This is a genomic window from Paracoccus sp. MKU1 (assembly GCF_001447385.1).
In the GTDB taxonomy this organism is placed as follows: domain Bacteria; phylum Pseudomonadota; class Alphaproteobacteria; order Rhodobacterales; family Rhodobacteraceae; genus Paracoccus.
In genome coordinates this window covers 37,130-63,087 of record NZ_LLWQ01000185.1, presented here as the reverse complement: position 1 = coordinate 63,087, position 25,958 = coordinate 37,130, and the positions used below count along the sequence as shown (strand labels likewise).

The 25,958-nt window shown below is 66.9% G+C and carries 25 protein-coding genes and 1 pseudogene; 16 read left to right on the top strand and 10 right to left on the bottom strand.

The annotated features are described in order from the left end of the window. Positions 1 to 200 (top strand): annotated as a pseudogene (locus tag AQY21_RS15295) (bifunctional methylenetetrahydrofolate dehydrogenase/methenyltetrahydrofolate cyclohydrolase); the annotation flags it as partial. Positions 201 to 307: 107 nt separating this feature from the next. Beyond that, the gene (gene purU / locus AQY21_RS15290; RefSeq protein WP_058098477.1) at positions 308 to 1,192 is read left to right on the top strand and encodes a formyltetrahydrofolate deformylase; all 885 of its coding nucleotides are present in this window, start codon (positions 308 to 310) and stop codon (positions 1,190 to 1,192) included. A 113-nt stretch (positions 1,193 to 1,305) separates the two neighbouring features. Here purU and AQY21_RS15285 read toward each other — a convergent pair whose 3' ends face one another. The 3 genes from AQY21_RS15285 to AQY21_RS15275 all read right to left on the bottom strand — a co-directional run bounded on the left by AQY21_RS15285 (position 1,306) and on the right by AQY21_RS15275 (position 5,448). Next, positions 1,306 to 2,973, bottom strand: a complete 1,668-nt coding sequence (locus AQY21_RS15285; RefSeq protein WP_058098488.1) for a SulP family inorganic anion transporter — start codon at positions 2,971 to 2,973, stop codon at positions 1,306 to 1,308. A gap of 66 nt (positions 2,974 to 3,039) precedes the next feature. Further along, on the bottom strand, positions 3,040 to 3,297 hold the full coding sequence (locus AQY21_RS15280) for a helix-turn-helix domain-containing protein (RefSeq protein WP_058098476.1): 258 nt from the start codon (positions 3,295 to 3,297) through the stop codon (positions 3,040 to 3,042). Between the two features lie 132 nt (positions 3,298 to 3,429). Then, positions 3,430 to 5,448 carry a TonB-dependent receptor domain-containing protein gene (locus AQY21_RS15275; protein ID WP_058098487.1) on the bottom strand — a complete coding sequence of 673 codons (2,019 nt, stop codon included), beginning with the start codon at positions 5,446 to 5,448 and terminating at the stop codon, positions 3,430 to 3,432. Positions 5,449 to 5,693: 245 nt separating this feature from the next. On the opposite strand from AQY21_RS15275, the gene AQY21_RS15270 reads away from it, so the two are divergent. From AQY21_RS15270 to AQY21_RS15235, 8 genes are all read left to right on the top strand, one after another. Then, positions 5,694 to 6,308, top strand: coding sequence for a ribonuclease D (locus AQY21_RS15270; protein ID WP_058098475.1), 615 nt, complete (start codon positions 5,694 to 5,696; stop codon positions 6,306 to 6,308). Positions 6,309 to 6,318: 10 nt separating this feature from the next. Further along, complete coding sequence (locus AQY21_RS15265) at positions 6,319 to 7,266, top strand: SIS domain-containing protein (protein ID WP_058098474.1); 948 nt, start codon at positions 6,319 to 6,321, stop codon at positions 7,264 to 7,266. 2 nt (positions 7,267 to 7,268) lie between these two features. Next, a complete protein-coding gene (locus AQY21_RS15260) occupies positions 7,269 to 7,850 on the top strand; it encodes a hypothetical protein (RefSeq protein WP_058098473.1) in 582 nt (193 codons plus the stop codon). Positions 7,851 to 7,902: 52 nt separating this feature from the next. Continuing rightward, positions 7,903 to 8,388: a lipopolysaccharide transport periplasmic protein LptA gene (gene lptA / locus AQY21_RS15255; RefSeq protein WP_058098472.1), complete on the top strand. Its 486-nt coding sequence runs from the start codon at positions 7,903 to 7,905 to the stop codon at positions 8,386 to 8,388. 4 nt (positions 8,389 to 8,392) lie between these two features. Then, positions 8,393 to 9,127, top strand: a complete 735-nt coding sequence (gene lptB / locus AQY21_RS15250) for an LPS export ABC transporter ATP-binding protein (RefSeq protein ID WP_058098471.1) — start codon at positions 8,393 to 8,395, stop codon at positions 9,125 to 9,127. 163 nt (positions 9,128 to 9,290) lie between these two features. Next, complete coding sequence (hpf, locus tag AQY21_RS15245) at positions 9,291 to 9,866, top strand: ribosome hibernation-promoting factor, HPF/YfiA family (protein WP_058098470.1); 576 nt, start codon at positions 9,291 to 9,293, stop codon at positions 9,864 to 9,866. 82 nt (positions 9,867 to 9,948) lie between these two features. Further along, the gene (locus tag AQY21_RS15240) at positions 9,949 to 10,413 is read left to right on the top strand and encodes a PTS sugar transporter subunit IIA (RefSeq protein WP_011748883.1); all 465 of its coding nucleotides are present in this window, start codon (positions 9,949 to 9,951) and stop codon (positions 10,411 to 10,413) included. Between the two features lie 75 nt (positions 10,414 to 10,488). Beyond that, positions 10,489 to 10,680, top strand: coding sequence for a hypothetical protein (locus tag AQY21_RS15235; protein ID WP_058098469.1), 192 nt, complete (start codon positions 10,489 to 10,491; stop codon positions 10,678 to 10,680). 66 nt (positions 10,681 to 10,746) lie between these two features. Here the strand turns inward: AQY21_RS15235 and AQY21_RS15230 are convergent, their stop codons facing one another. Then, on the bottom strand, positions 10,747 to 11,616 hold the full coding sequence (locus tag AQY21_RS15230) for a branched-chain amino acid aminotransferase (RefSeq protein ID WP_058098468.1): 870 nt from the start codon (positions 11,614 to 11,616) through the stop codon (positions 10,747 to 10,749). 152 nt (positions 11,617 to 11,768) lie between these two features. On the opposite strand from AQY21_RS15230, the gene AQY21_RS15225 reads away from it, so the two are divergent. Together AQY21_RS15225 and AQY21_RS15220 are read left to right on the top strand one after the other, a co-directional pair. Then, positions 11,769 to 12,287: a MarR family winged helix-turn-helix transcriptional regulator gene (locus AQY21_RS15225; protein WP_058098467.1), complete on the top strand. Its 519-nt coding sequence runs from the start codon at positions 11,769 to 11,771 to the stop codon at positions 12,285 to 12,287. Next, a complete protein-coding gene (locus AQY21_RS15220) occupies positions 12,284 to 13,003 on the top strand; it encodes a response regulator (RefSeq protein WP_058098466.1) in 720 nt (239 codons plus the stop codon). Before AQY21_RS15225 ends, AQY21_RS15220 begins: the two co-directional genes overlap by 4 nt. A 150-nt stretch (positions 13,004 to 13,153) precedes the next feature. Here AQY21_RS15220 and secA read toward each other — a convergent pair whose 3' ends face one another. Beyond that, a complete protein-coding gene (gene secA / locus AQY21_RS15215; protein ID WP_058098465.1) occupies positions 13,154 to 15,859 on the bottom strand; it encodes a preprotein translocase subunit SecA in 2,706 nt (901 codons plus the stop codon). A 208-nt stretch (positions 15,860 to 16,067) separates the two neighbouring features. Here secA and AQY21_RS15210 point away from each other — a divergent pair, with 208 nt between their 5' ends. The 4 genes from AQY21_RS15210 to AQY21_RS30025 all read left to right on the top strand — a co-directional run bounded on the left by AQY21_RS15210 (position 16,068) and on the right by AQY21_RS30025 (position 18,952). Further along, a complete protein-coding gene (locus AQY21_RS15210) occupies positions 16,068 to 16,907 on the top strand; it encodes a peptidylprolyl isomerase (protein ID WP_058098464.1) in 840 nt (279 codons plus the stop codon). 3 nt (positions 16,908 to 16,910) lie between these two features. Continuing rightward, positions 16,911 to 18,308: a bifunctional glutamate N-acetyltransferase/amino-acid acetyltransferase ArgJ gene (gene argJ / locus AQY21_RS15205; RefSeq protein WP_082658125.1), complete on the top strand. Its 1,398-nt coding sequence runs from the start codon at positions 16,911 to 16,913 to the stop codon at positions 18,306 to 18,308. Then, positions 18,305 to 18,703 (top strand): 8-oxo-dGTP diphosphatase MutT, encoded by a 399-nt coding sequence (gene mutT, locus AQY21_RS15200; protein WP_058098463.1) that lies wholly within the window; start codon positions 18,305 to 18,307, stop codon positions 18,701 to 18,703. Before argJ ends, mutT begins: the two co-directional genes overlap by 4 nt. Positions 18,704 to 18,823: 120 nt before the next feature. Beyond that, positions 18,824 to 18,952, top strand: coding sequence for a hypothetical protein (locus AQY21_RS30025; RefSeq protein ID WP_036758202.1), 129 nt, complete (start codon positions 18,824 to 18,826; stop codon positions 18,950 to 18,952). 285 nt (positions 18,953 to 19,237) lie between these two features. Here AQY21_RS30025 and infB read toward each other — a convergent pair whose 3' ends face one another. From infB to pip, 5 genes are all read right to left on the bottom strand, one after another. Beyond that, the gene (gene infB, locus AQY21_RS15190) at positions 19,238 to 21,781 is read right to left on the bottom strand and encodes a translation initiation factor IF-2 (protein WP_058098462.1); all 2,544 of its coding nucleotides are present in this window, start codon (positions 21,779 to 21,781) and stop codon (positions 19,238 to 19,240) included. 7 nt (positions 21,782 to 21,788) lie between these two features. Continuing rightward, positions 21,789 to 22,406, bottom strand: a complete 618-nt coding sequence (locus AQY21_RS15185; RefSeq protein WP_058098461.1) for an RNA-binding protein — start codon at positions 22,404 to 22,406, stop codon at positions 21,789 to 21,791. Between the two features lie 15 nt (positions 22,407 to 22,421). Continuing rightward, positions 22,422 to 24,101 (bottom strand): transcription termination factor NusA, encoded by a 1,680-nt coding sequence (gene nusA, locus AQY21_RS15180; RefSeq protein WP_058098460.1) that lies wholly within the window; start codon positions 24,099 to 24,101, stop codon positions 22,422 to 22,424. 3 nt (positions 24,102 to 24,104) lie between these two features. After that, positions 24,105 to 24,725 carry a ribosome maturation factor RimP gene (gene rimP, locus AQY21_RS15175; protein WP_058098459.1) on the bottom strand — a complete coding sequence of 207 codons (621 nt, stop codon included), beginning with the start codon at positions 24,723 to 24,725 and terminating at the stop codon, positions 24,105 to 24,107. Between the two features lie 195 nt (positions 24,726 to 24,920). Further along, a complete protein-coding gene (gene pip / locus AQY21_RS15170; RefSeq protein WP_058098458.1) occupies positions 24,921 to 25,907 on the bottom strand; it encodes a prolyl aminopeptidase in 987 nt (328 codons plus the stop codon). Between the last annotated feature and the right edge of the window lie 51 nt (positions 25,908 to 25,958).

Below are 25,958 nucleotides of genomic sequence, written 5' to 3'. Positions count from 1 at the left end.
ACCGCATCGAGGAGGCGGGCCGGGCGCGGCTGGTCGGCGACGTGGATTTCGAGGGCGCGGCCGCGGTCGCCGGCGCCATCACCCCGGTGCCGGGCGGCGTCGGGCCGATGACCATCGCCTGCCTGCTCGCCAACACGCTGACCGCCTGCTGCCGGGCCCATGGCTGGCCCGAGCTCGATCTCGGGAGGGCGGCGAGCTGACCGCCCGGGCGCGGCGCCGGGCCGGGGGCGCTTCGCCCCCCGGACCCCCAGAGGATATTTGCACACGGAAGACATCGGGGCCTTGGGCCCTTTCAGTGGAGAGCCAGATGAAGAAATACACGCTGACGGTCGCCTGTCCCTCGACCCGCGGCATCGTCGCCACCGTGGCCGGCTTTCTGGCCGAGCATGGCTGCAACATCACCGACAGCTCGCAATTCGACGACATCGAGACCGGCCGCTTCTTCATGCGGGTGAGCTTCGTCTCGGAGGAGGGCGTGGGGCTGGAAGACCTGCGCGCGGGCCTGGCCGAGCCGGCCAAACCCTTCGGCATGGACTATGCCATCCATGACGAGGCCGAGAAGATGAAGGTGGTGATCATGGTCAGCCGCTTCGGGCATTGCCTGAACGACCTGCTCTATCGCTGGCGCATCGGGGCCTTGCCGATCGAGATCGTGGCGGTGATCTCGAACCACATGGACTATCAGAAGGTGGTGGTGAACCACGACATCCCCTTCCACTGCATCAAGGTGACGAAGGAGAACAAGCCCCAGGCCGAGGCGCAGCTGATGGCGGTGGTCGAGGATTCGGGCGCCGAGCTGGTGGTTCTGGCGCGCTACATGCAGGTGCTGTCGGATGCCCTGTGCAAGAAGATGTCGGGGCGGATCATCAATATCCACCATTCCTTCCTGCCGAGCTTCAAGGGCGCCAATCCCTACAAGCAGGCCTTCGAGCGCGGGGTGAAGCTGATCGGCGCGACCAGCCATTACGTGACCGCCGATCTGGACGAGGGCCCGATCATCGAGCAGGACATTATCCGGGTGACGCATGCGCAATCGCCCGAGGACTATGTCAGCCTCGGCCGCGACGTGGAAAGCCAGGTTCTGGCCCGCGCCATCCACGCCCATATCCACCGCCGGGTGTTCCTGAACGGCAACAAGACCGTCGTCTTCCCGGCCTCGCCCGGAAGCTACGCCTCCGAGCGCATGGGCTGAAACGGCGCAGGGCGGCCATCGAGCCGCCCTTTTCCCGACGCCTGTCTTCACCGTTGGAAAAATACCCCCGCCGGAGGCAAGGCGCCAAAGCGGACGCTGCCCGCGCCGAATCGCTATGACCCGTGACGCCGGCGCAGCGCCTCATCGACCGTGGGCGCGTAATGCACCAGCGGCCGCCGCAGCCCATGGGTCAGCAGCACTCGGCGGATGTCGCGGCTGGTGCCGGTCAGCCACAGCGCGATGCCGCGGCGCTGTGCCTTCTGCGCCAGCCCCTCGATCATGTTGGCGCCGGTGGAATCCAGGAAGGGCACGGCACTGAAATCCACCACCAGAACCCGGAACCCGTCCTGGATGCGGTCCAGCACCGAGCCGATCGAGGCCGTGGCGCCGAAGAACAGCGCCCCCGAAATGCGATAGACCACCACGTCGCGCGGCTGCGGCTGGTCCGGGCGCGGCCGGGCGCTGTCGGCCATGTCGGCGCCGACCAGCGCCTCGACCCCCACGGCCTGGCTCATGCGCTGGATGAACAGCACCGAGCCGAGCGCCAGGCCCACCACGATGGCCTCGGTCAGGTCGCGGAAGATGGTCAGCCCGAAGGTGACCGCCAGCACCGCCGCCTCGCCCCAGCCCGAGCGCAGCAGGATGGCGATGGCCGGCTTCTCGATCATGTTCCAGGCCACGACCGCCAGCACGCCGGCCAGCGCCGCCAGCGGGATATAGGAGGCCAGCGGCGCCGCCAGCAGCATGAAGCCCAGCAGGAACAGCGCATGCAGCATCCCGGCCACTGGCCCATGCGCGCCGGCGCGCACATTGGTCGCGGTCCGCGCGATGGTGCCGGTGACGCAGATGCCGCCGAACAGCGCCGAGCCGATATTGGCCACGCCCTGCGCCACCAGCTCGCAATTCGAGCGATGGCGGCGGCCGGTCATGCCGTCCGCGACAACCGCCGACAGCAGCGATTCGATGGCGCCGAGCAGCGTCAGCGACAGGGCGGCGGGCAAGAGCGTCAGCACCCTGTCCGGCGACAGCTCCGGCAGCGCCGGGGCGGGCAGGGTCGAGGGGATGCCGCCGAACCGGCTGCCGATGGTCGCGACATCCGCCCCCGTCGCTGCGGTGACGCCCGCCGCCAGGGCCACGGCGATCAGCATGCCGGGCCAGTGCGGCCGGGCGCGCTTCAGCCCCAGGATCACCGCGATCGTTCCCAGCGCGATCCCCAGCGCGGCGGGGGACAGGCTGGCGCGGGCCTGCCAGAGGGCGGGGATCTTCTCGACCAGCTCGCCCGGCTCATGGGCCAGCGTCAGGCCGAAGATCTCCTTCAGCTGGCTGGTGAAGATGATGACGGCGATGCCGGCGGTGAAGCCGACCGTCACCGGGAAGGGGATGAACTTGATGAAGGTGCCCAGCCTGAGCAGCCCGATGGCGACCAGCATCAGCCCCGACATGAAGGTCGCCAGGATCAGCCCCGACATGCCGTGCTGCGCCACGATGCCGGCCACCAGCACGATGAAGGCCCCCGCCGGCCCGCCGATCTGATGGCGCGAGCCGCCAAGCGCCGAGACCAGGAAGCCGCCGATGATGGCGGTATAGAGCCCCTGCGCCGGGCTCGCGCCGGAGGCGATGGCGATGGCCATGGATAGCGGCAGCGCCACGATGGCGACGGTCAGCCCGGCCAGGGCATCGGCGCGCAGCTCGGCCGCGCCATAGCCCTCGCGCAGGACGGTGAGCAGTTTCGGGGTGAACAGCGGCGCAAATCCGGGCGCCGCGCTTGCCTGTTGGTTCATCTGGAGCCGCACCTCGGTCAAGGAGGCGGCGGGATCGTCGGCTCTCGTCGGCGGTCGCCGTCGCGGTTACGTCTGCGGACCGGATTTCAGCCGCACGCCGCGCCCGCCCGAGGGGCTGGCGGCGCCCTCGCCGATCAGCTCGACCCCGGCGGCCTCCAGCGCCTCGACCACGCGGGTCAGGCTTTCGACCACGCCGCGCACATTGCCGTCGCTGGCCTCCATGCGCTGGATGGTCGGGACCGACAGGCCCGAGAGTTCGGCGAGCCGCTTCTGGTCGATGCCAAGAAGGGCACGCGCCGCACGCATCTGGGCCGAGGTCATCATGCGTTGATTTCCAATCCTTGATGATGGATGTGTAGCATGGTGATCTTGATATTTCAAATATCAATTTTGTCGGATCAGCCATGGAAAAGGCCCCCACGGAGGGGGCCTTTCCTATGCGTCTGCCGGGATGGATCAGAAGTCCATCTTCACGCCCAGCGTGACGGTGCGGCCGGGGGCGTAGAGCGGCTGCACGCCGCTCGGGTCTCGTTGGACATAGCTGGACCGTTCAGAATATTTGCGGTCGAAGACGTTATCCACGCCCAGATGCACGACGATGTTCTGGTAGCTTTCCGGCCGCCATTCGCCGTAAAGGTTCAGGACGGTATAGCTGGGTGCTTCCGAGAAGCCGGCCTCGGTGAGGTAATCGCCCGACAGCTTGTCGGCCCATTCCACCGTGGCGCCGACCTTGGCGTTGTATTGCGGGATTTCTTGATCGGCATAGAGGGTGGCGACCTTGCCGACTGGCACCGCGGTGCCGCCATTCGGCAGCGCTTCCTCGCCGTCCTGGGTCACGTCCGCCTTGGTGAAGCTGCCGCCAACGCGACCGCTGCCCCAGCTGTAGGCGGCTTGCAGGGTGAAGCCCTTGCTGCGGTATTCGGCGACATTGTCGAGGTAATAGGGTTCACTGTCAAAGACCAGCTCGCCCATGTCCTTCAGCCGGGTATCGAAGAAGGTCAGGTTACCGGTCCAGTTGCCCTGATCGGCGTTCAGGCCCAACTTGATGTTGCGGGCGCTGGAGGTCTTGTAATCGTCGGCGACGTAAAGATCGGCCGTGCGGGCGTGCAACAGCGCGTATTCGCCAAAGGTGTGGCCCAGCCAGGTATGCGAGGCGCCGGCAAAGACCTCGTAGCCTTCTGCGAACTCATAGGAGACCGTGCCGTTCACGCTGGCGCCGGTATCCGAGTGGCGGCCGCCGTTGAAATCGGTGAAGCGGTGGTGGTCCAGCCGCAGGCCGGTCGACAGGTCGATGCCGTTGTCGAATTCGAAACGGCCCTGGACGAAGGCGCCGATCTGCATCGTGTCCATGGTCCAGTAACGCCGGTCTGTGGCGCCGTAGTTGTCGACATAATAATCGTCATAAGCCCAGTCCACGCCTGCGGTGATCCTGCCCTGCCCCAGCGTATAGGTGTTTTGCAGCTTGCCGCCGATGGTCTGATTTTCCAGGATCATATCGCCGTTGAAGTCCCTGGTATCCGGATCGTCATCGTTCGGGACGTAGTCCGGGCGCTCGTATTTGTTGCGGCTGACGAAGACCATCGCCTCGGGATCCCAAGCGTCGCTGGGGGCAGTCGAGGTGTATTTCAGCGTCAGCGTATCGCGAGAGACCTTCAGCGGATAGACGCCGCGATCCACCGGCCGTTCGGGGCGGGTCGGATACAGGTCCATGTTCATCTTGATGGTGCGGTCGGCGTCGTCCTCGGTCCGGTCATAGGCCAGTTCGACACGATGGGTGTCGAACTCGTAGCCCAGCTTCACCAGCGCGCCGCGGACTGCGGGCTCGGTTCCATCCATTTCCAGCCCGCCGCCGGCTTCGTAATTGTCACCGTCGGTGCCATGGATCATGGCGAACCAGTCGAAGCCCTCGTAGACGCCATAGCCGGCCAGCGAAGCCGAGAGGCCGCGGCCGTTCGAACCATAGGACAGGCCGACGCGGCCGCCCTGGTTGCGGCCGTCGGTCAGCAGGTCCTTGGCGCCGACCGTTTCATAGCGCACCGCACCGGCGGCAGCGCCGAAGCCGGCATCGGCGGCGGCGGCGCCGGCCTCGACCTCGACCGATTTCAGGAAGGCCGGGTCAACGACGTTCGAGCCGGTATGGTGCCAGCTGGTTGGTCCTTGCGGCACGCCGTCCACGGTGACGGCCAGGTTCGACTGCTCCAGCCCGAAGACATGGATGCGCTTGGACGGGCCGGCGCCGCCCGAGACGGTGATCGCGGAATCGCGCGCGAACAGTTCCGAGACATCGGCGGGCTGCATCGCCTCGATGTCCTCGGCGGTGACGGAAACGCCACCGGTCGCCTCGACATTCTCCTGGCCGTCGGCGACCAGGGTGATCGGATTCAGGATGACGGTCTCGGCATTCTGGGCGTAAAGGGCTGTCGCCAGGGCAAGCGAGGACACGCCCGCCAGCGGGATGATACGGCGCAATTTCATGGTCATTGCCTTGATTCGTTCGAAACTGGCGCGAGTTATAGGCGTGGGTTCGGGATGCACAAGTATTTTACTCGGGAATTTTGCTTCAAGGAGAGTGAAACAGTCGGGATTGTTGCGCTTCTGCGCCACTTGCCGGCGCGGATGTGTCGATGGGCCGCAGCCTGCCGACTCCCGACGCCGGGGCTGGCGCAGGCGGGGGCAAAGGGGTTACAGCAGGCCGAACCCGCAGCCCCGAGAAGCCACAGATGACCATCACCCTTTATCAAAACGACCTGCCGGACGATCTGGACCTGGGTCCGGTCGTGGCCATCGACACCGAGACGATGGGGCTCGACCCGCGCCGCGACCGGCTGTGCCTGGTGCAGCTGTCCTCGGGCGACGGCAACGCGCATCTGGTGCAGATCGCCAAGGGTCAGCGCGAGGCGCCGAACCTGACGCGGATGCTGACCGATCCCGAGGTGCTGAAGCTGTTCCATTTCGGCCGCTTCGACATCGCCGCGCTGGAGGCGGCCTTCGGCGTGGTGACGAAGCCGGTCTGGTGCACCAAGATCGCCAGCAAGATGGTGCGCACCTATACCGACCGGCACGGGCTGAAATACCTGCTTTCGGAACTGGTCGGCGTCGATATCTCCAAGCAGCAGCAGACCAGCGACTGGGGCGCGGCGGAGCTGTCCGAGGCGCAGCTGGAATATGCCGCCTCGGACGTGCTGTATCTGCACGCGCTGAAGGCCGAGCTGGAAAAGCGGCTGGCGCGCGAGGGACGGCTGGGGCTGGCCCAAGCCTGTTTCGACTTCCTTCCCGCCCGCGCCCATCTGGACCTGCTGGGCTGGGGGGATGAAAACGACATCTTCCAGCACTAGATAGCGGGCCATGAGCGCATATCTCGACACCGCCCGCCGGGTGATCCGCACCGAGGCCGAGGGGCTGGCCCTGCTGGCCGACAGCCTTGGCGACAGCTTCGACCGCGCGGTCGAGGCCATTCTGGTGGCCCGTGGCCGGGTCGTCGTCTCGGGCATGGGCAAGTCCGGCCATGTCGGGCGCAAGATCGCGGCGACGCTGGCCTCGACCGGGACGCCGGCGCAATTCGTCCATCCGGCCGAGGCGAGCCATGGCGACCTGGGCATGGTCACGCAGGGCGACGTGGCGCTGGTGCTGTCCAATTCCGGCGAGACGCCCGAGATCGCCGATATCGTCGCCCATACCCGCCGCTTCCAGATCCCGCTGATCGGCGTCGCCGGGCGGCCGCAATCGACGCTGCTGCGCCAGGCCGACGTGGCGCTGGTCCTGCCCGCGGCGCCCGAGGCCTGCGGCACCGGCATCGTGCCCACCACCTCGACCACCATGACCATGGCGCTGGGGGACGCGCTGGCCGTCGCGCTGATGGAGCATCGAAAGTTCACGCCCGAGCATTTCCGCACCTTCCATCCCGGTGGCAAGCTGGGGGCGAAACTGTCTCGCGTGGCCGACCTGATGCATCAGGAGATGCCGCTGGTCCCCGAGACCGCACCCATGGCCGATGCGCTGCTGACCATGAGCCAGAAAAGCTTCGGCGTGACCGGCGTCACCGATGCCCGGGGGCGGCTGACCGGCATCATCACCGATGGCGACCTGCGGCGGCACATGCAGGGGCTGCTGGACCATACCGCCGCCGAGGTGATGACTCGCAACCCGCGCACCATCGGCCCGGATGCGCTGGCCGAGGCGGCGCTGGCCGAGATGCAGGCGCGCCGCATCACCTGCCTGTTCGTGGTCACGCCCGAGGGGGCGCCGGCGGGGCTGATCCACATCCACGACTTCCTGCGCACGGGGCTTGTCTAGCCGTGACCACCCGTTCCTGCATCGTGGCCTGGTTGCGCGTGCTCTTGCCGCTGACCGCGCTGGCGATCCTGTCGGTGTTGTTCCTTCTGGGCCGCAAGCCCGATCCCGAGGCGAGCATTCCCTATGCCGATGTGGACCCGCGCGAACTGGCCGAGCGGCAGGCGGTGACCAGCCCGACCTATGCCGGCGTGACCCGCGACGGGGCGCAGCTCAGCATCTCGGCCAGCGAGGCGCGGCCGGGCGGCGAAAAGGGCGAGGGGCTGGCGCAGGCGGTGCGGATGACCCTGCGCGCGCAGGACGGGCGGGCGGCGGATGTCAGTGCCGGCGCGGCCTCGCTGCAAGGCCAGCAGGTCCGGCTGGGCGAGGGGGTGCGCATGACCACCGCCGACGGCTGGGTGCTGACCGCGCCGGAACTGCTGGCCTCGACCGCCGAGGGCACGCTGGTGTCCGAGGAGGAGGTCAATGTCCGCGCTCCCTTCGGCGAGCTGACGGCGGGCCGGATGGAGCTGCGGCCCTCGGGGCAGGGCAGCGGCGATCACGTTCTTGATTTGAGTGGCGGAGTTCGCTTGATATACCGGCCATGACCCGGCGCCGACTCCCGCGCAAGGGGCCCTCAGGCGCCAGAAAGGAAATCCGATGATCCGGCCCGGACCGCTTTTGCCCGTGATCCTGTCGCTTGCGCTGGCGGCGGGCGCGGCTCTGGGCCAGGCCACCGGCTTCGGCAATGCGCAGGATGTCAAGCAGCCGGTCGAGGTCACGGCCGATTCGCTGACCGTGGATCAGAAGACCGGCCAGGCGACGTTTTCCGGCAATGTGCTGATCGGCCAGGGCGCGATGCGGCTGTCGGCGGACAGCGTGACGGTGACCTATGCCCAGGGCGACCAGCGCCGCATCAGCGCGCTGCATGCCCAGGGCAACGTTACCCTGGCCAGCGGCGAGGACGCGGCCGAGGCCCAGGCGGCCGATTACGATGTCGAGACCGGCACCATCGTGCTGACCGGCGACGTGCTTCTGACCCAGGGCGGCAATCTGCTGGCCGGCGACAAGGTGACGGTGAACCTGGAAAGCGGCACCGCCAACGCCTCGGGCCGGGTGCGCAGCGTCTTGCAGCCGGAGAACTGACGCCATGTCCGAGAAACAGGGGCTGCGGGTCCGCGGCCTGCGCAAATCCTATCGCAACCGGCCGGTGATCCGCGACGTGGCGCTGGACCTGGAACGCGGCGAGGTGGTGGCGCTCCTGGGGCCGAACGGCTCGGGCAAGACCACCTGCTTCTATTGCGTGGCCGGGCTGGTCGCGCCTGATTCGGGCCAGGTGCTGATCGACGGGCAGGATGCGACGCGCCTGCCGATGTATCGCCGCGCCCAGATGGGCATCGGCTACCTGCCGCAGGAGATGTCGATCTTTCGCGGCCTGACGGTCGAGCAGAACATCATGGCGGTGCTGGAACTGGTCGAGCCGCATGTCCACCAGCGCCGCGAGCGGCTGGAGGAACTGTTGGGCGATTTCTCGATCGGCCATCTGCGCGGCGCCTCGGCCATGGCGCTGTCGGGGGGCGAGCGGCGCCGGGTCGAGATCGCCCGCTGCCTTGCAGCCGATCCGGCCTATCTGCTTCTGGACGAACCATTCGCCGGCGTCGATCCGATCGCCGTGGGCGAGATCCGCGCCCTGGTCCACGACCTGAAAAGCCGCGGAATCGGCGTGCTGATCACCGATCACAACGTGCGCGAGACGCTGGAAATCGTCGACCGCGCCTATATCCTGCACGACGGCCATGTGCTGAAATCCGGCACCACGGCCGAGATCGTCGCCGATCCGCAGGTCCGCCGCGTCTATCTGGGCGAAACCTTCCGCATGAACTGAACGCGAGGACGTGCCGATCCCCTGCGCGCAGCCGTTGACACGGCGGCATGGCTATCACCAAATGAGGATATGGCCGGGCAGGACGCCCGGCCGAGAAACCCGAACGCAGCGCCTGCGCGAGGGCGTTGACGACAAGACCGGGCAACCGAAAGGACGGACCACCATGCGCTACCAGATCAGCGGAAAACAGATCGACGTGGGCGATGCGCTTTCGACTCACGTCAAGACCGAACTGGGTGAAACCGTTGAGAAATATTCGCAACGCCCGACGGATGCGACGGTCATCTTTTCCCGCAACGCGCATGAATTCATCTGCGATGCCGTGGTGCATCTTTCGACCGGGCTGACCGCCCAGGCCAAGGGTGCGGCCACCGATATCTACGCGGCCTTCGAACAGTGCCGCGAGCGGATGGACAAGCAGCTGCGCCGCTACAAGCGCCGGCTCAAGGATCACTACAAGGACCGGACCCAGCCGGTTGAATTCGAGCAGGCGGGGATGTATGTGCTGGCCGCCGATGAGGACGAATGGGAAACCCAGGCGGACGGCCTGCAACCCATGATCATCGCCGAGATGGAGACCCGCGTGCCCACCCTCTCGGTCGGCGAGGCGGTGATGCAGATGGAACTGGCCGGCAGCCCGCTGCTGGTCTTCCGCAACGAGAAACATGGGGGCGTGAACGTGGTTCACCGCCGCGAGGACGGCAACGTGGGCTGGATCGACCCCCGCAACCTGGGCTAGACTGACACAGAAGGGCAGTCTTGTTGAACCAAACGTCCCGGCTGCGCGGCCCGCAGCCGGGACCTGACAATTTTCGGGCGACATGCAGATCAGCGACATTCTCTCCCCCGCCGCCGTGCGGACGATGAGCCAGACCACCAGCAAGAAACGGCTGTTCCAGGAAATCGCCGAGCAGGCGCGGGCGGTCTACGGCGTGGACGCCGCCCAGACGCTGGACGCGCTCCAGGAACGCGAAAGCCTGGGCCCCACCGGCGTCGGCCATGGCGTGGCATTGCCGCATGCCCGGCTGCACGGGCTCGACCATGTGGTGGGCCTGTTCCTGCGGCTGGAAAAGCCGCTGGATTTCGATGCGGTGGACCGCCAGCCGGTGGACCTGATCTTTGCGCTGTTGGCGCCCAAGAATTCCGGCGTCGATCACCTGAAGGCGCTGGCCCTGGTCTCGCGCACGCTGCGCGACCAGGACCTGCGCGCCAAGCTGCGCGCCAACGAGGATCCGGTGGCTTTGCACGCCATGCTGGCGGCGGCGCCCGGCATCAAGGCGGCCTGAAGGTCGCAGTTCCTCCGGCAGGGGGTGAAATGCCCCCGCATCCGCGCTATACTCCCGCGCGGGAGGAAGACCGAAATGACCAGACATATCGCAGATCGCAGTCAGGAAAGCAGTTCCGGCCGCACGCAATACTATACGCGGCAGGAACGCGAATCCGGCCTTCATCCGGCCATCGCCGCCTTGCGCATGCGGCCACGCGCCCGCAGCGAGGCGGCGAATCGCCGCGCCGCCGAATTCGCCCGGATCGAGCGCGGCCACCGGGTCTGACCCTTGACCCAGCAATGCGAAACCGGCCGGGGCTGTCGCCCGGCCGGTTTTCATTTCATCCCCCGATCAGGCGCGGACCAGCTTTTCGTAATCCTCGGCGATCTTGCGGGTGGTGTCGCCCACCTGGAAATGCCAATCGCCGATCTGCCCGACCGGGGTCACCTCGGCCGCGGTGCCGGTGAGGAAGCATTCCTGGAAGCCGGCCAGTTCCTCGGGCTTGATGCGGCGCTCATGCACGGCGGTGCCGTTGTCCTTCAGCATCTGGATGACGGTCTGCCGGGTGATGCCGTTCAGGAAGCGGTCGGCCAGGGGCGTGTGCACCTCGCCATCCTTGACGAAGAAGATGTTGGCGCCGGTGGCCTCGGCGACATAGCCCTCCCAGTCCATGAACAGCGCGTCCGAGCAACCCTTTTCCTCGGCGGCGTGCTTGGACATGGTGCAGATCATGTAAAGCCCGGCGGCCTTGGCGGCGGTGGGGATGGTCTCGGGGCTGGGCCGCTTCCACTTGGCAATGTCCAGTTTCGCGCCCTGCCATTTCGCATCGCCGTAATAGCTGCCCCATTCCCAGGCGGCGACGGCCATGCGCACCGGGTTGCGGCGGGCGGAAACCCCCATGTCCTCTCCCGAGCCGCGCCACATCACCGCGCGGACATAGGCGTCCTTGAAGCCGTTGGCCTCCAACACCTCCTGCTTGGCACGGTCGATCTCCTCGGCGCTATAGGGCGACTGCATGTCCAGCAGCCGGGCCGATTCGATCAGCCGCAGCGAATGCTCGTGGCCCTTGAAGATCTTGCCGCTGTAGCAGCGCTCGCCCTCGAACACCGAGCTGGCATAGTGCAGCGCATGGGTCAGGATGTGGACATTCGCCTCGCGCCACTCCACCAGCTTGCCATCCATCCAGATCTTGCCGTCACGATCATCATATGCGCCCGCCATTTTTCCCTCCGGCCGGTTCTGTTTGCGGAATGTTGCGCCGTCAGAGCATGTCTGGCAAAGAAAGTTGCGCAACTTGACGTCTGGGCTATCCATTCATGGTTGGAAAGTCAACAAGTCTGACGTAATAAGGGCCATGCAGTGAAGGGAAGGCCATGCAGAACAAGGTGAATGTCGCGCCGGCAGGCGGGGAAAGCCTGCTGTTTCTGACGGACGATCAGCTTCGCCGCGGGATCGAGGCGATGTTCTTCGCCTATCGCGCCTTTACCGCCGATCCCGACCTGATTCTGGCCGAACTGGATTACGGCCGCGCCCATCACCGGGCCATTCATTTCATCCATCGCGAGCCGGGCCTGACAGTGACGGCGCTTCTGGACGTGCTGGGCGTGACCAAGCAGTCGCTGAACCGGGTGCTGCGCACGCTGATCGAGGACGGGCTGGTCGAAAACCGCATCGGCCGCCGCGACCGGCGCGAGCGGCAGCTCTACCTGACCGAGAAGGGCGCGGCGCTGGAACGCCGGCTCTCCGAGGCGCAGCGCGCCCGCATGCGCGCCGCCTATCGCGCCGCCGGGCCGCAGGCGGTCGCGGGCTTCCGGCAGGTGTTGGAGGCGATGATGGACCGCGACACCCTGCGCCAGTATCGTGCGCTGAAAGAACTGCCCGACGCGCCATGACCGCTCCCGATCCGCAGCCTGCGGCCCATATCCTGGTCGTCGATGACGACGAACGCATCCGCAGTCTGCTGCGCCGCTTCCTGATGCGCAACGATTTCCTGGTGACGACGGCGCGCGACGCCGCTCATGCCCGGCGCCTGCTCGACGGGCTGGATTTCGACCTGATCGTGCTTGACGTGATGATGCCGGGCGAGGACGGGTTCTCGCTGACCCGCGACCTGCGCAAGCACATGACGACGCCGATCCTGCTGCTGACCGCCAGGGGCGAGACCGGGGACCGCATCGAGGGCTTCGAGAGCGGCGCCGACGACTATCTGCCGAAACCCTTCGAGCCGCGAGAGCTGCTCTTGCGCATCGCCGCCATCCTGCGCCGCATCCCGGCGGCCGAGCCCAAGGGGCCGAAATTCCTGTCGCTGGGCCATCTGCGCTACGATGCCGACAAGGGCGAGCTGTGGCAGGGCGACGCGCCGCTGCGCCTGACCGGGACCGAACAGGCGCTGCTGAAGCGCTTGGCCGATACGCCGCGCCAGCCGGTCAGCCGGAGCGCGCTGATCGAGGATCTGGGCCGCAGCCCCGCGGAGGAGGCGAGCGAGAACTCGGAACGCGCCATCGACGTGCAGATCACCCGGCTGCGCCGCAAGATCGAGCCCGATCCCAAGGAGCCGCGCTATCTGCAAACCGTGCGCGGCACCGGCTACATGCTGGTGCCCGATTAGGAAACGCGGCGCGGCTTTCGCGGCCGCAATGGGTATTTGGGCAACAGAGAAGATCCGGGCGCGGCGCCCTGTGCTTCTTCGTTGCTCAAATACCCATGCCAGGCGAGCAATTCGCACTGCGCATGAAAAAGGGGCCCGAAGGCCCCCAACTCATGCCAGCGCGCCGTGGCAATGCTTGAACTTCCTGCCCGAGCCGCAGGGGCAGGGATCGTTGCGCGACGGGTTGCCCCAGGTGGTGGGGTCGGTCTCGTCGAAGCCGGCGACCCGACCCGAGACCTCGCCGCCCTCGGCCTCCTCGTGCTCAGGGTGCATCTGCGCCTCGGCGGCCGCCTGCTGCTGCTGGTATTCGCGCAGCATCTGCTCGCGCTCGGCATCGGTCAGCGGGCGGATGCGGGCCAGCTGCTGGGTCACGTCGAAGCGCAGCCCGTCCAGCATGGTCTCGAACAGCTGGAAACCCTCGGTCTTGTATTCCGACAGCGGGTCGCGCTGCGCGTAGCCGCGGAAGCCCACGACCGAGCGCAGGTGTTCCAGCGTCACCAGATGCTCGCGCCATTTGCTGTCGATCTGTTGCAGCAGCACCTGCTTTTCGATCTGGCGCATGTTCTCGGGGCCGAACTGTTCGGTCTTCTGCGCCATATAGGCGTCGGTGGCCTGCTGGATGCGTTCCCGGATCGCCTCCTGGTCCACGCCGTCCTCGGCCGCCCAGTCGGCGATCGGCAGGTCCATGTTCAGCTTGTCGATCACCGCGTCGCGCAGGCCCTTGACATCCCATTGCTCGGCATAGGCGCGGGGCGGCAGGTGCCGGTCGATCAGGTCGTCGATCACCTGCGCGCGCATGTCGGCGGCGACATCCTCGACCTCGTCGGTATGCATGATCTCCAGGCGCTGGCTGAAGATCGCCTTGCGCTGGTCGTTCATCACGTCGTCGAATTTCAGCAGCTGCTTGCGGATGTCGAAGTTGCGGCCCTCGACCTTGGCCTGGGCGCGCTCCAGCGACTTGTTCACCCAGGGGTGGACGATGGCCTCGCCATCCTTCATCCCCAGCGTGGACAACACCTTGTCCAGCCGTTCCGAGCCGAAGATGCGCATCAGGTCGTCTTCCAGCGACAGGAAGAACAGCGAGCGGCCGGGGTCGCCCTGGCGGCCCGAGCGGCCGCGCAGCTGGTTGTCGATGCGGCGGCTTTCGTGGCGTTCGGTCGCCAGCACGAAAAGGCCGCCCGCGTCCAGCACCGCCTGTTTCTCGGCCGCGTGCTCGGCCTCGATGCGGGCGCGCACCTCGTCGGGGTTGGCTTCGGGATCGGCGGCCAGCGCCTCCATCACCTTCATCTCGACATTGCCGCCCAGCTGGATGTCGGTGCCGCGGCCGGCCATGTTGGTGGCGATGGTCACCGCGCCCAGCTTGCCGGCATCGGCGACGATCTTGGCCTCCTGCTCGTGCTGGCGGGCGTTCAGCACGTTGTGCTGGATGCCCTCCTTGGTCAGCATCTGCGACAGCATCTCGGATTTCTCGATGCTGGTGGTGCCGACCAGGATCGGCTGGCCCTTTTTATGGGCCTCCTTGATCGCCTCGATCACGGCGGCGTATTTCTCGGTGGCGGTGCGATAGACGCGGTCATGCTCGTCGATGCGCTGCACCGGGCGGTTGGTCGGCACCTCGACCACGCCGAGCTTGTAGATCTCGGCAAATTCCTCGGCCTCGGTGGCGGCGGTGCCGGTCATGCCCGAGAGCTTGCCGTAGAGCCGGAAATAGTTCTGGAAGGTGACCGAGGCCAGCGTCACGTTCTCGGGCTGGATGGCGACGCCTTCCTTGGCCTCGATGGCCTGGTGCAGCCCGTCGGACAGGCGCCGGCCCTTCATCATCCGGCCGGTGAATTCGTCGATCAGCACCACCTCGTCGTCGCGCACGATATAGTGCTGGTCGCGCAGGAACAGCTTGTGCGCCCGCAGCGCCTGGTTGACGTGGTGGACGATGGTGGTCGATTCCGGATCGTAGAGCGTCTGGCCCTCGGGCAGGATGCCGGCGGCTTGCAGGCGCTTTTCGAGGAACTCGTTGCCTTCCTCGGTAAAGGTGGCGTTGCGGGTCTTTTCGTCCAGCTTGTAATGTTCGGGCGTGAGCTCCGGCATGAACCTGTCGAGCGTCTTGTAGAGCTCGCTGCGGTCCTGGCTGGGGCCAGAGATGATCAGCGGCGTCCGCGCCTCGTCGATCAGGATCGAGTCGACCTCGTCCACGATGGCGAAGAAATGCCCGCGCTGGGTCATCTGCTCGATCGAGCCCTTCATGTTGTCGCGCAGGTAGTCGAAGCCCAGCTCGTTGTTGGTGGCATAGGTCACGTCGGCCTGGTAGGCGGCGCGCTTCTCGGCATCGTCCTGGAACGGGTAGACCACGCCGGTGGTCATGCCAAGCTGGGCGAAGACCTTGCCCATCCAATGCGCGTCGCGTTTCGCCAGATAGTCGTTGACGGTGACGACATGCACGCCCTTGCCCGCCAGCGCGTTCAGATAGGCCGGGAAGGTCGCGACCAGGGTCTTGCCCTCGCCGGTCTTCATCTCGGCGATATTGCCCTGGTGCAGGAAGACGCCGCCCATCAGCTGGGTGTCGAAGGCGCGCAGGCCAAGCGCGCGACGGGCCGCCTCGCGGCAATTGGCAAAGGCCTCGGGCAGAAGCTTGTCCAGATCCTCGCCCGACTGCGCGCGGCCCTGCAATTCGCGGGTCTTGCCGATCAGCTCGGCGTCGGACAGGGCGCGGAATTTTTCCTCCAGCCCGTTGATCTGGGCCACCAGCGGGCGGACCGATTTCACCTTGCGGTCGTTGGGCGTGCCAAAGACCAGTTTTGCCAAGTTTCCGATGCCGAGCATATGAACCTTCAAAATCGCGTATCTGGGGGTGCGCGGGACGTTCCGCCCACTTGCCGGCACCATTCGCCTTGCCCTATCACTTGGGCCGGAAAAACGGCGACGGGCGCGCATTTTCGGTTGCGCCGGATGTATGCCCCGGCCGGCCCACTGTCAACGCTTGCGCCCGTTCACCTCTGCGTGGACGCGCCGTCCCACGAAGGGGAAACCTATGCTGAAACCGCTTCTCGCCGTCTCCGTGCTGCTCTCGGGGGCTGTCCCGGCCTTGCCCGCCCTGGCGCAGGATGCTGATACGGCCGTCGCCACCGTCAATGGCGAGGCGATCACGCTGGGCCAGATGGTCGCCATGCGGCAGGGGCTGGATGCGCAGACCACGCAGGGCCTGCCGGATTCGGCGCTGTGGGACCTGATGCTGGACCAGATGATCCGCCAGACCGCCGTCGCCCAGACGGCCGAGCCGCTGAGCAAGCGCGATACCGTGGCGCTGGAGATCGAGAAGCGCGCCTATCTGGCCGGTTCGGTGCTGGAGAAGGTCGCGAGCGCCGAGCCGAGCGAGGCCGAGTTGAAAGCCGCCTATGACCAGGCCTTCGGCGGCCAGGCCGAGCCTGCCGTCGAATACAACGCCGCCCATATCCTGGTGAAGACCAAGGAGGAGGCCGAGGCCATCGCCAAGCAGCTTGCGGAGGGCGCCGATTTCGGCGCGCTGGCCGAGGAGAAATCGACCGACAATTCCGGCCCGAACAAGGGCGACCTGGGCTGGTTCCAGCCCGAGCAGATGGTCGAGCCCTTTGCCGAGGCGGTGAAGGCGCTGGAAAAGGGCCAGGTTTCGGAGCCGGTCGAGACCCAGTTCGGCTGGCACGTCATCAAGCTGAACGACACGCGCGAGGTCACGCCCCCCGCCTTTGACGAGATCAAGGAGCAGCTGGCCGTGCAGGTGCGCCGCGACAAGGTGCAGGCCGAGATCGAGAAGCGCGTCGCCGAGGCCAAGGTCGAAAAGACCGAGGGGCTCGCCCCCGACCTGCTGAACAAGACCGACATCCTGGGAGAGTGAGCGATGGCCAAGACCGATGACAAGAAGTCCAGGCTTTCCGAGGCCGAAAAGCTGAAGGCGCTGAAGAAGAAGCTGAAAAAGCTGAAAGCCGCGCTGAAGGAAACCGCCGCCGGCCTTGAGGCGCGGGCCGAGGCGGCGGTGGCGGCCGCGGTGAAGCCGAAGAACCCGGTCTCGCCGCTGGCGCCGGCGCGCTTTCCCGACCTGCCGGTGATCGAGGGCGCCGAGTTCGCCTCGGGCGCGGCGGGGGTAAAATACCAGGGCCGCACCGATGTCATGCTGGTCAGGCTGGCGCCGGGCACGGCCATCGCCGGCGCCTTCACCAAATCCTCGACCCGCGCGGCCAGCGTGCTCGACTGCCAGGCCAAGCTGGCGCTAAAGCAGGACACCGGCGCCGGTGCGGCGATCATTGTGAACTCGGGCAACGCCAATGCCTTCACCGGCAAGAACGGGCAAGAGGCGGTGGATGCCGTCACCGGCGGCGTCGCCGAGGCGCTGGGGGTGCCGCGCGAGCGGGTGTTTTCCTCCTCGACCGGGGTGATCGGCGAGCCGCTGCCGGCCGAGCGCATCACCGCCGTGATCGGCGATCTGGCCGCCAACCTGGACGCGGCCGGCGCTGCCGGCGCGGCGCGGGCGATCATGACCACCGACACCTTCCCGAAAGGCGCGGCCGCCAGTTTCGAGGGCGATGGCGGCACCATCAACATCGTCGGCATCGCCAAGGGCTCGGGCATGATCGCGCCCGACATGGCTACCATGCTGGTCTATATCTTCACCGACGCGCAGATCGCGCCCGCGCTGTTGCAGCGCATGCTGTCGGCGCGCGTGGACCAGACCTTCAACGCCATCACCGTGGACAGCGACACCTCGACCTCGGACGCGCTGATCCTGGCGGCGACCGGCAAGTCGAAGGCGGCGCCGATCACCGACCTGCGCTCGGCCCCGGCGCGGGCCTTCGGCAAGGCGCTGACCCAGGTCATGCTGGACCTGGCGCAGCAGGTGGTCAAGGATGGCGAGGGCGCGACGAAATTCGTCGAGGTGCAGGTGACCGGTGCCGCCAGCGACACCGATGCGCATCGCGTGGCCATGGCCATCGCCAATTCGCCGCTGGTCAAGACCGCCATCGCCGGCGAGGATGCGAACTGGGGCCGCGTGGTCATGGCCGTCGGCAAATCCGGGGCCGAGGCCGAGCGCGACCGGCTGACCATCCGCTTCGGCGACATGGTGCTGGCCGAGAACGGCTGGCGCGCCCCGGCCTATGACGAGGCCGCCGCCAGCGCCTATATGAAGCGCGACCATCTGGTCATCGGCGTCGATCTGGGGCTGGGCAAGGGCAGGCGCACGGTCTGGACCTGCGACCTGACGCATCGCTACATCGACATCAACGCCGATTACCGCTCATGAGGACGGTGCTTGTCGCGGCCGTCGCGCTGATCGACGCGGACGGCCGCGTATTGCTGGCGCAGCGCCCCGAGGGCAAGTCCCTCGCGGGCCTGTGGGAGTTCCCGGGCGGCAAGGTCGAGCCGGGCGAGACCCCCGAGGCCGCACTGATCCGCGAGCTGCATGAGGAGCTGGGCATCGAGACCTGGCATTCCTGCCTGGCGCCGCTGACCTTTGCCAGCCACGCCTATGAGGATTTCCACCTGCTGATGCCGCTGTTCGCCTGCCGGCGCTGGCAGGGCGTGCCGATGCCGCAAGAGGGGCAGAACCTGGCCTGGGCCCACGCCCGGGATTTGAACAAATACCCGATGCCGCCTGCGGATTTGCCGTTGTTGCCCATCCTGCGCGACTGGATATGAGACATATCGATCACGCAGGCCGGAAACTTTATCATCATTTTGCCTGAAGCTTGGACATTGGTAGTTAACATTTAACGATTTTGCGACAATTCTGAAATCCTGTAGAGGAGGAGATCGGACATGATTCGCACGATCACGATCGGCAGCTGCATTTCTGTCCAAGGTATCTTTGAAAGGCAGCAGGCGAACGGGAATATCGTTGTCCGAGTAGGCAGCAAGACCTATGAGGGCAAGCCCGTCCTGGCCTGACGCAACAGAAACGTGCCCATGATAGCGGAACGGGGTCCATTGCGGGCCCCGTTTCCTTTTGCGGATCGTGCTGGCGCCAGCCTCCGGCGGCGGCATCTGGCGGCATCTGAGAACCCGGTGGCCGGTATCGGGCCAGCAGAGAGGCGGCCGGGCTGCGGGGCATCCAAGGGAAGCGCCCTGCCGGCAGGGACGGGGCTCGGCAGGCGCTTTTTTACAGTTCTGTAAAGATCCCGGCAGGAAAAAGGGCGGACCCGCAGGCCCGCCCGTCGCTTTTGTCCGCGCGGATCACAGCTGGCGCTGCACTTCCTCGCGCTCGAAGATCTCGATGACATCGCCTTTGCGGATGTCGTCGTAGTTCTCGAAGGCCATGCCGCATTCCTGGCCGGACTGCACTTCCTTGACCTCGTCCTTGAAGCGCTTGAGCGTCTTCAGCGTGCCTTCGTGGATCACCACGTTGTCGCGCAGCAGGCGCACGCCGGCCGAGCGCCGCGCCACGCCCTCGGTCACCAGGCAGCCGGCGACATTGCCGACACCCGAGACGCGGAAGACTTCCTTGATCTCGGCATAGCCGATGAAGTTCTCGCGCACCTCGGCGGAAAGCAGGCCCGAGGCCGCCGCCTTGATGTCATCCACCAGGTCGTAGATGATCGAGTAATAGCGGATCTCGACACCCTTCTGGTTGGCGGCGTTCCGAGCCGGCGCATTCGCCCGGACGTTGAAGCCGATGACCGGCGCCTGGCTGGCCTCGGCCAGGCCGATATCCGATTCGGTGATCGCGCCGACGCCGTAATGCAGCACGCGGACGCGCACCTCGTCGTTGCCGATCTTTTCCAGCGCCTGGACGATGGCCTCGGCCGAGCCCTGCACGTCGGCCTTGATGACCACCGGCAGTTCGGCGACGTTCTCGTCGGCCTTGGCCTTGGCCAGCATCTGGTCCAGCGTGATCGCGGCACCGGCGGCGGCGCGCTTGTCCTTGGCGGCCTGGATGCGGTAATCCGCGATCTCGCGCGCCTGCGCCTCGGTCTCGACGACGTTCAGCACGTCGCCCGCTTCGGGCGTTCCGTTCAGGCCCAGCACCTCGACCGGGACCGAGGGGCCGGCGGCGTCGATGCGGTCGCCCTTGTCGTTGATCAGCGCCCGGACCTTGCCCCACTGCTCGCCGACGACGAAGATATCGCCGCGCTTCAGCGTGCCGTTCTGCACCAGCACGGTCGCGACCGGACCGCGGCCCACGTCCAGCTTGGCCTCGATCACCGCGCCTTGCGCCGGACGGTCGGGATTGGCCTTCAGCTCCAGGATCTCGGCTTGCAGCGCGATGGCTTCCAGCAGTTCGTCCAGGCCCTGGCCGGTCTTGGCCGAGACTTCCACGTCCTGCACCTCGCCGGACATGGCCTCGACGACGACCTCGTGTTGCAGCAGGTCGGTGCGGACCTTCTGCGGGTTTGCGGTCGGCTTGTCGATCTTGTTGATCGCCACGATCATCGGCACTTTCGCCGCCTTGGCGTGGTTGATCGCCTCGACCGTCTGCGGCATGACCGCGTCATCCGCCGCCACGACCAGCACGACGATATCCGTCACCTGCGCGCCGCGGGCGCGCATCGAGGTGAAGGCCGCGTGGCCGGGCGTGTCGAGGAAGGTCAGCGTGGCGCCGTTCGACGCCTTCACCTGATAGGCGCCGATATGCTGGGTGATGCCGCCGGCCTCGCCCGAGACCACGTTGGCGTGACGGATCGCATCCAGAAGCGAGGTCTTGCCGTGGTCGACGTGACCCATGATGGTGATGATCGGCGCACGCGGCTTCAGATCCTCGGGCTTGTCCTCGACCTGGTCGATGACCTGCTCCACATCGGCATCCGAGACGCGCACGGCATTGTGGCCGAATTCGTCGATCACCAGCTCGGCGGTGTCGGCGTCGATGGACTGGTTGGCGGTGACCATCATGCCCATCTTCATCAGCGACTTGATGACATCCGCCACCCGTTCCGCCATGCGGTTCGCCAGCTCCGAAACCACGATGGTCTCGGGCAGCTGCACGTCGCGGACCTGCTTTTCGGCGCGCTGGCTGCCGCCCATGGCTTTCTGCCGGGCCTTTTCCTGCTTGCGTTTCATCGCCGCCAGGCTGCGCTGGCGCCCGCCTTCGCCGTCCAGCGCCTGGCTGAGCGACAGCTTGCCGGTGCGGCGGCTGTCGTCGCGGCTCTTGTTGCGGCTGTCGCGGTCGTCGGCCGGGCCGCGGGTGTCGCGATCGCGGTCGGTCTTGCGCGGACCGGCGGCGCTGACGCCCTTGGTCTCGGCGCGCACGGCCGCGGCCTCGGCGGCGGCGCGGTCGGCCGGGGTGGCCGGGCGTGCATCCGCCTTGGGCTTGGCGATCTCGGCCTTCTTCTTCTCGCGCAGCTCGGCTTCGCGGGCGCGGCGCTCGTCCTCCTCGGCCTTCAGCCGCAGGGCTTCCTCGCGCTCGCGCTCCTCGCGCTCCTTGGCCTCCAGTTCGAGGCGGCGGCGCTCGCGTTCTTCCTCGCGGGCCTTTTCCTCGGCGACGCGCTGCGCGGCTTCCTCGACCTCGCGGGCCTTGGCGGCGCGCAGGGCGGCCATGCGCCGCTCCATCTCGGCATCCGAGATGCCGGCGGGACGTTTCGACGGGTCGCCCGACACGGCCGAGGGCGAGCCCGAGCGCCCGCCGCCAGCCGCTGCGCCGGCCTTGCCGGGCACGACCACGCGCTTGCGCTTGGTCTCGACGACCACGTTATGGGTCCGGCCGTGGCTGAAGCTCTGCTTCACATGGCCCGAACGGCCGCCACCAAGACCCAGGGGTTTCTTTCCGTCAGTATCGCTCATCCGATCTTCATTCCTTCCCGGCGGGTGCACCGCCGTCATGCCCGCGCAGACCCGTCAGTCTGCTCGCGTCCCTGATCAATTTTTCGGTCAGGCCCCCCGGCGCAAGCGCGCTGTGTATGACATGATCGCGCCCAAAGGACAAACCCAATTCTGATGCGGTCATGCAGCCGAACCACCGGCCCCCGGGAGGGGTCCAGAGCTTGCCCTTGCCGCGTTCCGATCCGTCACTGGCCTGCAAGAGCACCTTGGCCTTGCCAGCCGCCAGCCAATCCTTGACCTTTTCGAAGCCGGCGACCGCCAGCCCGGCTTTGCGCGCCAGCGACAGCGTGTCCGTCACCCGCCGCGCCAGGCCGGATTCGATCATCGCCAACAGCTCGGGCGGGGCGGTCACCCGCGCCTTGGCGCCGCGCGAAAACAAGCCCTTGGCGGCCGCCCTGTCCAGCGCCTGCCGGTCGGCCACGACCCAAAAGCCGCGTCCGGGCAGCTTCTCGGCCAGATCCGGCACCACCTCGCCATCGGGGCCCGCGACAAAGCGGATCAGCCCAGCCTTCGGCTGGACCTCGCCCGTGACGATGCAGCGCCGTTCGGGCGTCTCGCGGTCCTTGATACGGCCCCCGCGTGTCATCTGCCTCCCGGGGCGTTACACCCCGGCCTCCTGTTCGTCGCCCTCGCCCTCGGCCTCCTCGGCCGATTCGAGCTCGGTCGGATCGACCCAGCCCAGCATCACCCGGGCGGTCATCACCAGATTCTGTGCCTCCTCCAGGCTGACGTCGAAGGGCTCCAGGATGCCGTCGTCCTTGACGCGCTGGCCGTTCTGCGTGGTCCAGCCGCCGGCCAGCTCCCAGTCGGCGCAGGTGGCGAAATCCTCCAGCGTCTTGACGCCGTCCTTGGCCAGCGCCTCGACCATCTGCGGGGTCAGCCCCTCGAACTCGACCAGGCTGTCCTCGACGCCCAGGGCGCGGGCGTTCTCCAGCGCGGCCTTGTTCGCGGCCTCCAGATGCTCGCGGGCGCGGGTCTGGAGCTCCTCGGCGGTGCCTTCGTCCACGCCCTCGATGGACAGCAGCTCGTCCAGATCGACATAGGCGACTTCTTCCAGATTGGTGAAGCCTTCGGCGACCAGAAGCTGGGCAAAGAACTCGTCCAGGTCCAGCGTGTCCATGAACAGCTTGGTGCGGGCGTTGAACTCGGCCTGGCGGCGCTTCGATTCCTCCTCTTCGGTGAGGATGTCGATGTCGAGGCCCGTCAGCTGGCTGGCCAGCCGCACGTTCTGGCCGCGACGGCCGATGGCGAGCGACAGTTGCTCGTCCGGCACCACCACCTCGATGCGGGTGGCGTCCTCGTCGAAGACGACCTTCGCCACCTCGGCCGGTTGCAGCGCGTTGACGAGGAAGGTCGCCTGATCGTCGGACCACGGGATGATGTCGATCTTTTCGCCCTGCAACTCGCCCACCACGGCCTGCACGCGCGAGCCGCGCATGCCGACGCAGGCGCCGACCGGGTCGATCGAGTTGTCATAGGAGATCACCGCGATCTTGGCGCGCGAGCCGGGATCGCGGGCCACGGCCTTGATCTCGATCACGCCGTCATAGATTTCCGGCACTTCCATCTTGAACAGCTCGGCCATGAACTGCGGATCGGTGCGCGACAGGAAGATCTGCGGCCCGCGGGCCTCGCGGCGCACGTCCTTGACATAGGCGCGGATGCGGTCGTTCGGGCGATAGCTTTCGCGGCCGATCTTCTCGTTGCGGCGCAGGATCGCCTCGCCGCGGCCCACGTCCACGATGATGTTGCCGTATTCCTCGCGCTTGACGACGCCGTTGATGATGCTGCCGACGCGGTCCTTGAATTCCTCATACTGGCGGTCGCGCTCGGCCTCGCGGACCTTTTGCAGGATCACCTGCTTGGCCGATTGCGCGGCGATGCGGCCCAGATCGACCGGCGGCACCTGCTCCTCGAACACGTCGCCGGGCTGCGGCTTGCCCGAGAAATCGCTCAGCCGCGCGCCGTCGCGCAGCCAATAGGCGCGGCCGTCCTTCGAGGCTTCGAAATAGGGCGCGGCCTGGTCGGCGGTGAATTGTGCCTGGTAATTTTCGACCGCCTCATCCTCGACCACGGTGCGGGCGCGGGTGAAGGTGGCATTGCCGGTCTTGCGGTCGATATGGACGCGGATGTCCATTTCCGAGCCGTAACGCGATTTTGCCGCCCGGGCCAGGCTGTCCTCCATCGCCTCGATCACCAGATCGGGGTCGATCATCTTTTCCCGCGCAACGGCCTCGGCGGTTTGCAGCAGCTCAAGCTGGTTGGCAGAGGTGATGGCCATTCCTCACTCCTTCGCGGCGGCGTTGTCTTCGCCGGCTTCCGTTTCGATCTCGTCAAAGGCGGCTTCGTCCAGATTCTCGATCTGCACGCCCGCATCCTTCTTTTGCCGCAGCATCTCGGCGATCAGTTCGTCGGTCAGCACCAGCTTGGCGTCCGAGAGCCAGTCGAAGTTCAGCCCGATGGTCTGGACCTCGCCGGCTTCCTCGATGTTCAGCAGCACCTCGTCACCGCCCTCACCCTTCTCGACGCCCGCCAGGACGCCCTTGAAGCGTTTGCGCCCGTCGATGGGCTGGTTGGTCTCCAGCCGCGCCTCGTAGCCCTCGAAGGTCTCGAAATCCTTCAGCCGGGTCAGCGGCCGGTCGATGCCGGGGCTGGACACCTCCAGGTGATAGGCGTCCTCCAGCGGGTCCTCGACATCGAGGATCGCGCTGACGGCGGTCGAGATATCGGCGCAGTCGTCGACATTGATGCCGCCTTCCGGCCGGTCGGCCATGATCTGAAGCGTGGCGGTCTTGCCGCCTTGCAGGCGGATGCGCACCAGTTCGAAACCCAGATCCTCGATGACCGGGGCGATGATCTCGGCCAGACGCCGGTCGATGGCGGTCTTGGCGATGAGGTCGGTCATTCTGAACCCCCAAATACAAAAAACGGGCCGAGGCGGCCCGTGCGTCTTCCCGGTGGGCAGGGTGTGGACGCCTGCGCCGCTGTTGAGGCGCATATAGGACGGGGCGCGAGGGATTGCAAGGAAAACCGCCGCGGCGTTTTCGGATCGCTGGGCAAGGGCCGAAAACCGGCTGCCGCGCGCCCTGCCACGAACGGGTCAGGCCCGTCTTGCCGCATCGCGGAAACCATCCATCACCCGCACGAGTTCCGCGGCGATTCGCGGCTCGCTCAGCGCATGGCCCGAGGCGGGGACCAGCCGCAACTCGGCCCGGTCCCAGCCCTCGGCCAGCTCCCAGGCAGTGGCGGGCGGGCAGACCATGTCATAGCGGCCCTGCACGATCACGGCGGGGATGTGCTCGATGCGATGCCGGTCGCGCAGCAGCTGGCCCTCGGCCAGGAAGCAGCCATGGGCGAAATAGTGATTCTCCAGCCGGGCGAAGGTGCGGGCATAATCGGGCGGCGCATGGCCCGGCCCGTTGATCTCCAGCCCCGCCAGCGCATTTTCCCAGACCAGCCAGGGCAGGGCGAAGCGGGTCTCCTGTCCACGGTCGCCGCTGAACAGCCGCCGGTGATAGGCGGCGATCATGTCGCCGCGCTCGGCCTCGGGGATCGGCGCCTGGAACTCGGCCCAGCGGTCGGGAAAGAAGCGCGCGACGCCGCCGCCATAGAACCAGTCGAGCTCGGCCCGCCGGCCCAGGAACACCCCGCGCAGCACCAGCGCCTCGACCGGCCCGGGATGGGCCTGCGCATAGGCCAGCGCCAGGGTCGCCCCCCAGCTGCCGCCGAACAGGATCGCCCGCTCGATGCCCAGGGTGCGGCGAATGACCTCGATATCGGCGATCAGGTGCTGTGTGGTGTTGGCAAGGACCGCGGCATGGGGCTGCGAGCGGCCGCAGCCGCGCTGGTCGAACAGCACCGCCCGATAATGCCCCGGATCGAAGAAGCGCCGCATATAGGGGCTGCACCCGCCGCCGGGCCCGCCATGCAGCACGATCACCGGCACGCCGTCGGGATTGCCGCTTTGCTCGACATGCAACTGGTGACCGTCGCCGACCTCGATCACCCGGCGGTCGAAGGGTTCGACCATCGGATGCAGCCTGCCATGCGACGGTGTGCCGCCGATTTGCCCTGCCAATCTGTCCATGGCACCACTATATAGCGCCTCGCATGCGCCCGCCACATGAAGGACGGCCAG

Coding starts and splice junctions, on each gene's coding strand:
- purU (WP_058098477.1), top strand. CDS start 308: ATGAAGAAATACACGCTGACGGTCGCCTGTCCCTCGACCCGCGGCATC.
- AQY21_RS15285 (WP_058098488.1), bottom strand. CDS start 2,973: ATGAACCAACAGGCAAGCGCGGCGCCCGGATTTGCGCCGCTGTTCACC.
- AQY21_RS15280 (WP_058098476.1), bottom strand. CDS start 3,297: ATGATGACCTCGGCCCAGATGCGTGCGGCGCGTGCCCTTCTTGGCATC.
- AQY21_RS15275 (WP_058098487.1), bottom strand. CDS start 5,448: ATGAAATTGCGCCGTATCATCCCGCTGGCGGGCGTGTCCTCGCTTGCC.
- AQY21_RS15270 (WP_058098475.1), top strand. CDS start 5,694: ATGACCATCACCCTTTATCAAAACGACCTGCCGGACGATCTGGACCTG.
- AQY21_RS15265 (WP_058098474.1), top strand. CDS start 6,319: ATGAGCGCATATCTCGACACCGCCCGCCGGGTGATCCGCACCGAGGCC.
- lptA (WP_058098472.1), top strand. CDS start 7,903: ATGATCCGGCCCGGACCGCTTTTGCCCGTGATCCTGTCGCTTGCGCTG.
- lptB (WP_058098471.1), top strand. CDS start 8,393: ATGTCCGAGAAACAGGGGCTGCGGGTCCGCGGCCTGCGCAAATCCTAT.
- hpf (WP_058098470.1), top strand. CDS start 9,291: ATGCGCTACCAGATCAGCGGAAAACAGATCGACGTGGGCGATGCGCTT.
- AQY21_RS15240 (WP_011748883.1), top strand. CDS start 9,949: ATGCAGATCAGCGACATTCTCTCCCCCGCCGCCGTGCGGACGATGAGC.
- AQY21_RS15235 (WP_058098469.1), top strand. CDS start 10,489: ATGACCAGACATATCGCAGATCGCAGTCAGGAAAGCAGTTCCGGCCGC.
- AQY21_RS15230 (WP_058098468.1), bottom strand. CDS start 11,616: ATGGCGGGCGCATATGATGATCGTGACGGCAAGATCTGGATGGATGGC.
- AQY21_RS15225 (WP_058098467.1), top strand. CDS start 11,769: ATGCAGAACAAGGTGAATGTCGCGCCGGCAGGCGGGGAAAGCCTGCTG.
- AQY21_RS15220 (WP_058098466.1), top strand. CDS start 12,284: ATGACCGCTCCCGATCCGCAGCCTGCGGCCCATATCCTGGTCGTCGAT.
- secA (WP_058098465.1), bottom strand. CDS start 15,859: ATGCTCGGCATCGGAAACTTGGCAAAACTGGTCTTTGGCACGCCCAAC.
- AQY21_RS15210 (WP_058098464.1), top strand. CDS start 16,068: ATGCTGAAACCGCTTCTCGCCGTCTCCGTGCTGCTCTCGGGGGCTGTC.
- argJ (WP_082658125.1), top strand. CDS start 16,911: ATGGCCAAGACCGATGACAAGAAGTCCAGGCTTTCCGAGGCCGAAAAG.
- mutT (WP_058098463.1), top strand. CDS start 18,305: ATGAGGACGGTGCTTGTCGCGGCCGTCGCGCTGATCGACGCGGACGGC.
- AQY21_RS30025 (WP_036758202.1), top strand. CDS start 18,824: ATGATTCGCACGATCACGATCGGCAGCTGCATTTCTGTCCAAGGTATC.
- infB (WP_058098462.1), bottom strand. CDS start 21,781: ATGAGCGATACTGACGGAAAGAAACCCCTGGGTCTTGGTGGCGGCCGT.
- AQY21_RS15185 (WP_058098461.1), bottom strand. CDS start 22,406: ATGACACGCGGGGGCCGTATCAAGGACCGCGAGACGCCCGAACGGCGC.
- nusA (WP_058098460.1), bottom strand. CDS start 24,101: ATGGCCATCACCTCTGCCAACCAGCTTGAGCTGCTGCAAACCGCCGAG.
- rimP (WP_058098459.1), bottom strand. CDS start 24,725: ATGACCGACCTCATCGCCAAGACCGCCATCGACCGGCGTCTGGCCGAG.
- pip (WP_058098458.1), bottom strand. CDS start 25,907: ATGGACAGATTGGCAGGGCAAATCGGCGGCACACCGTCGCATGGCAGG.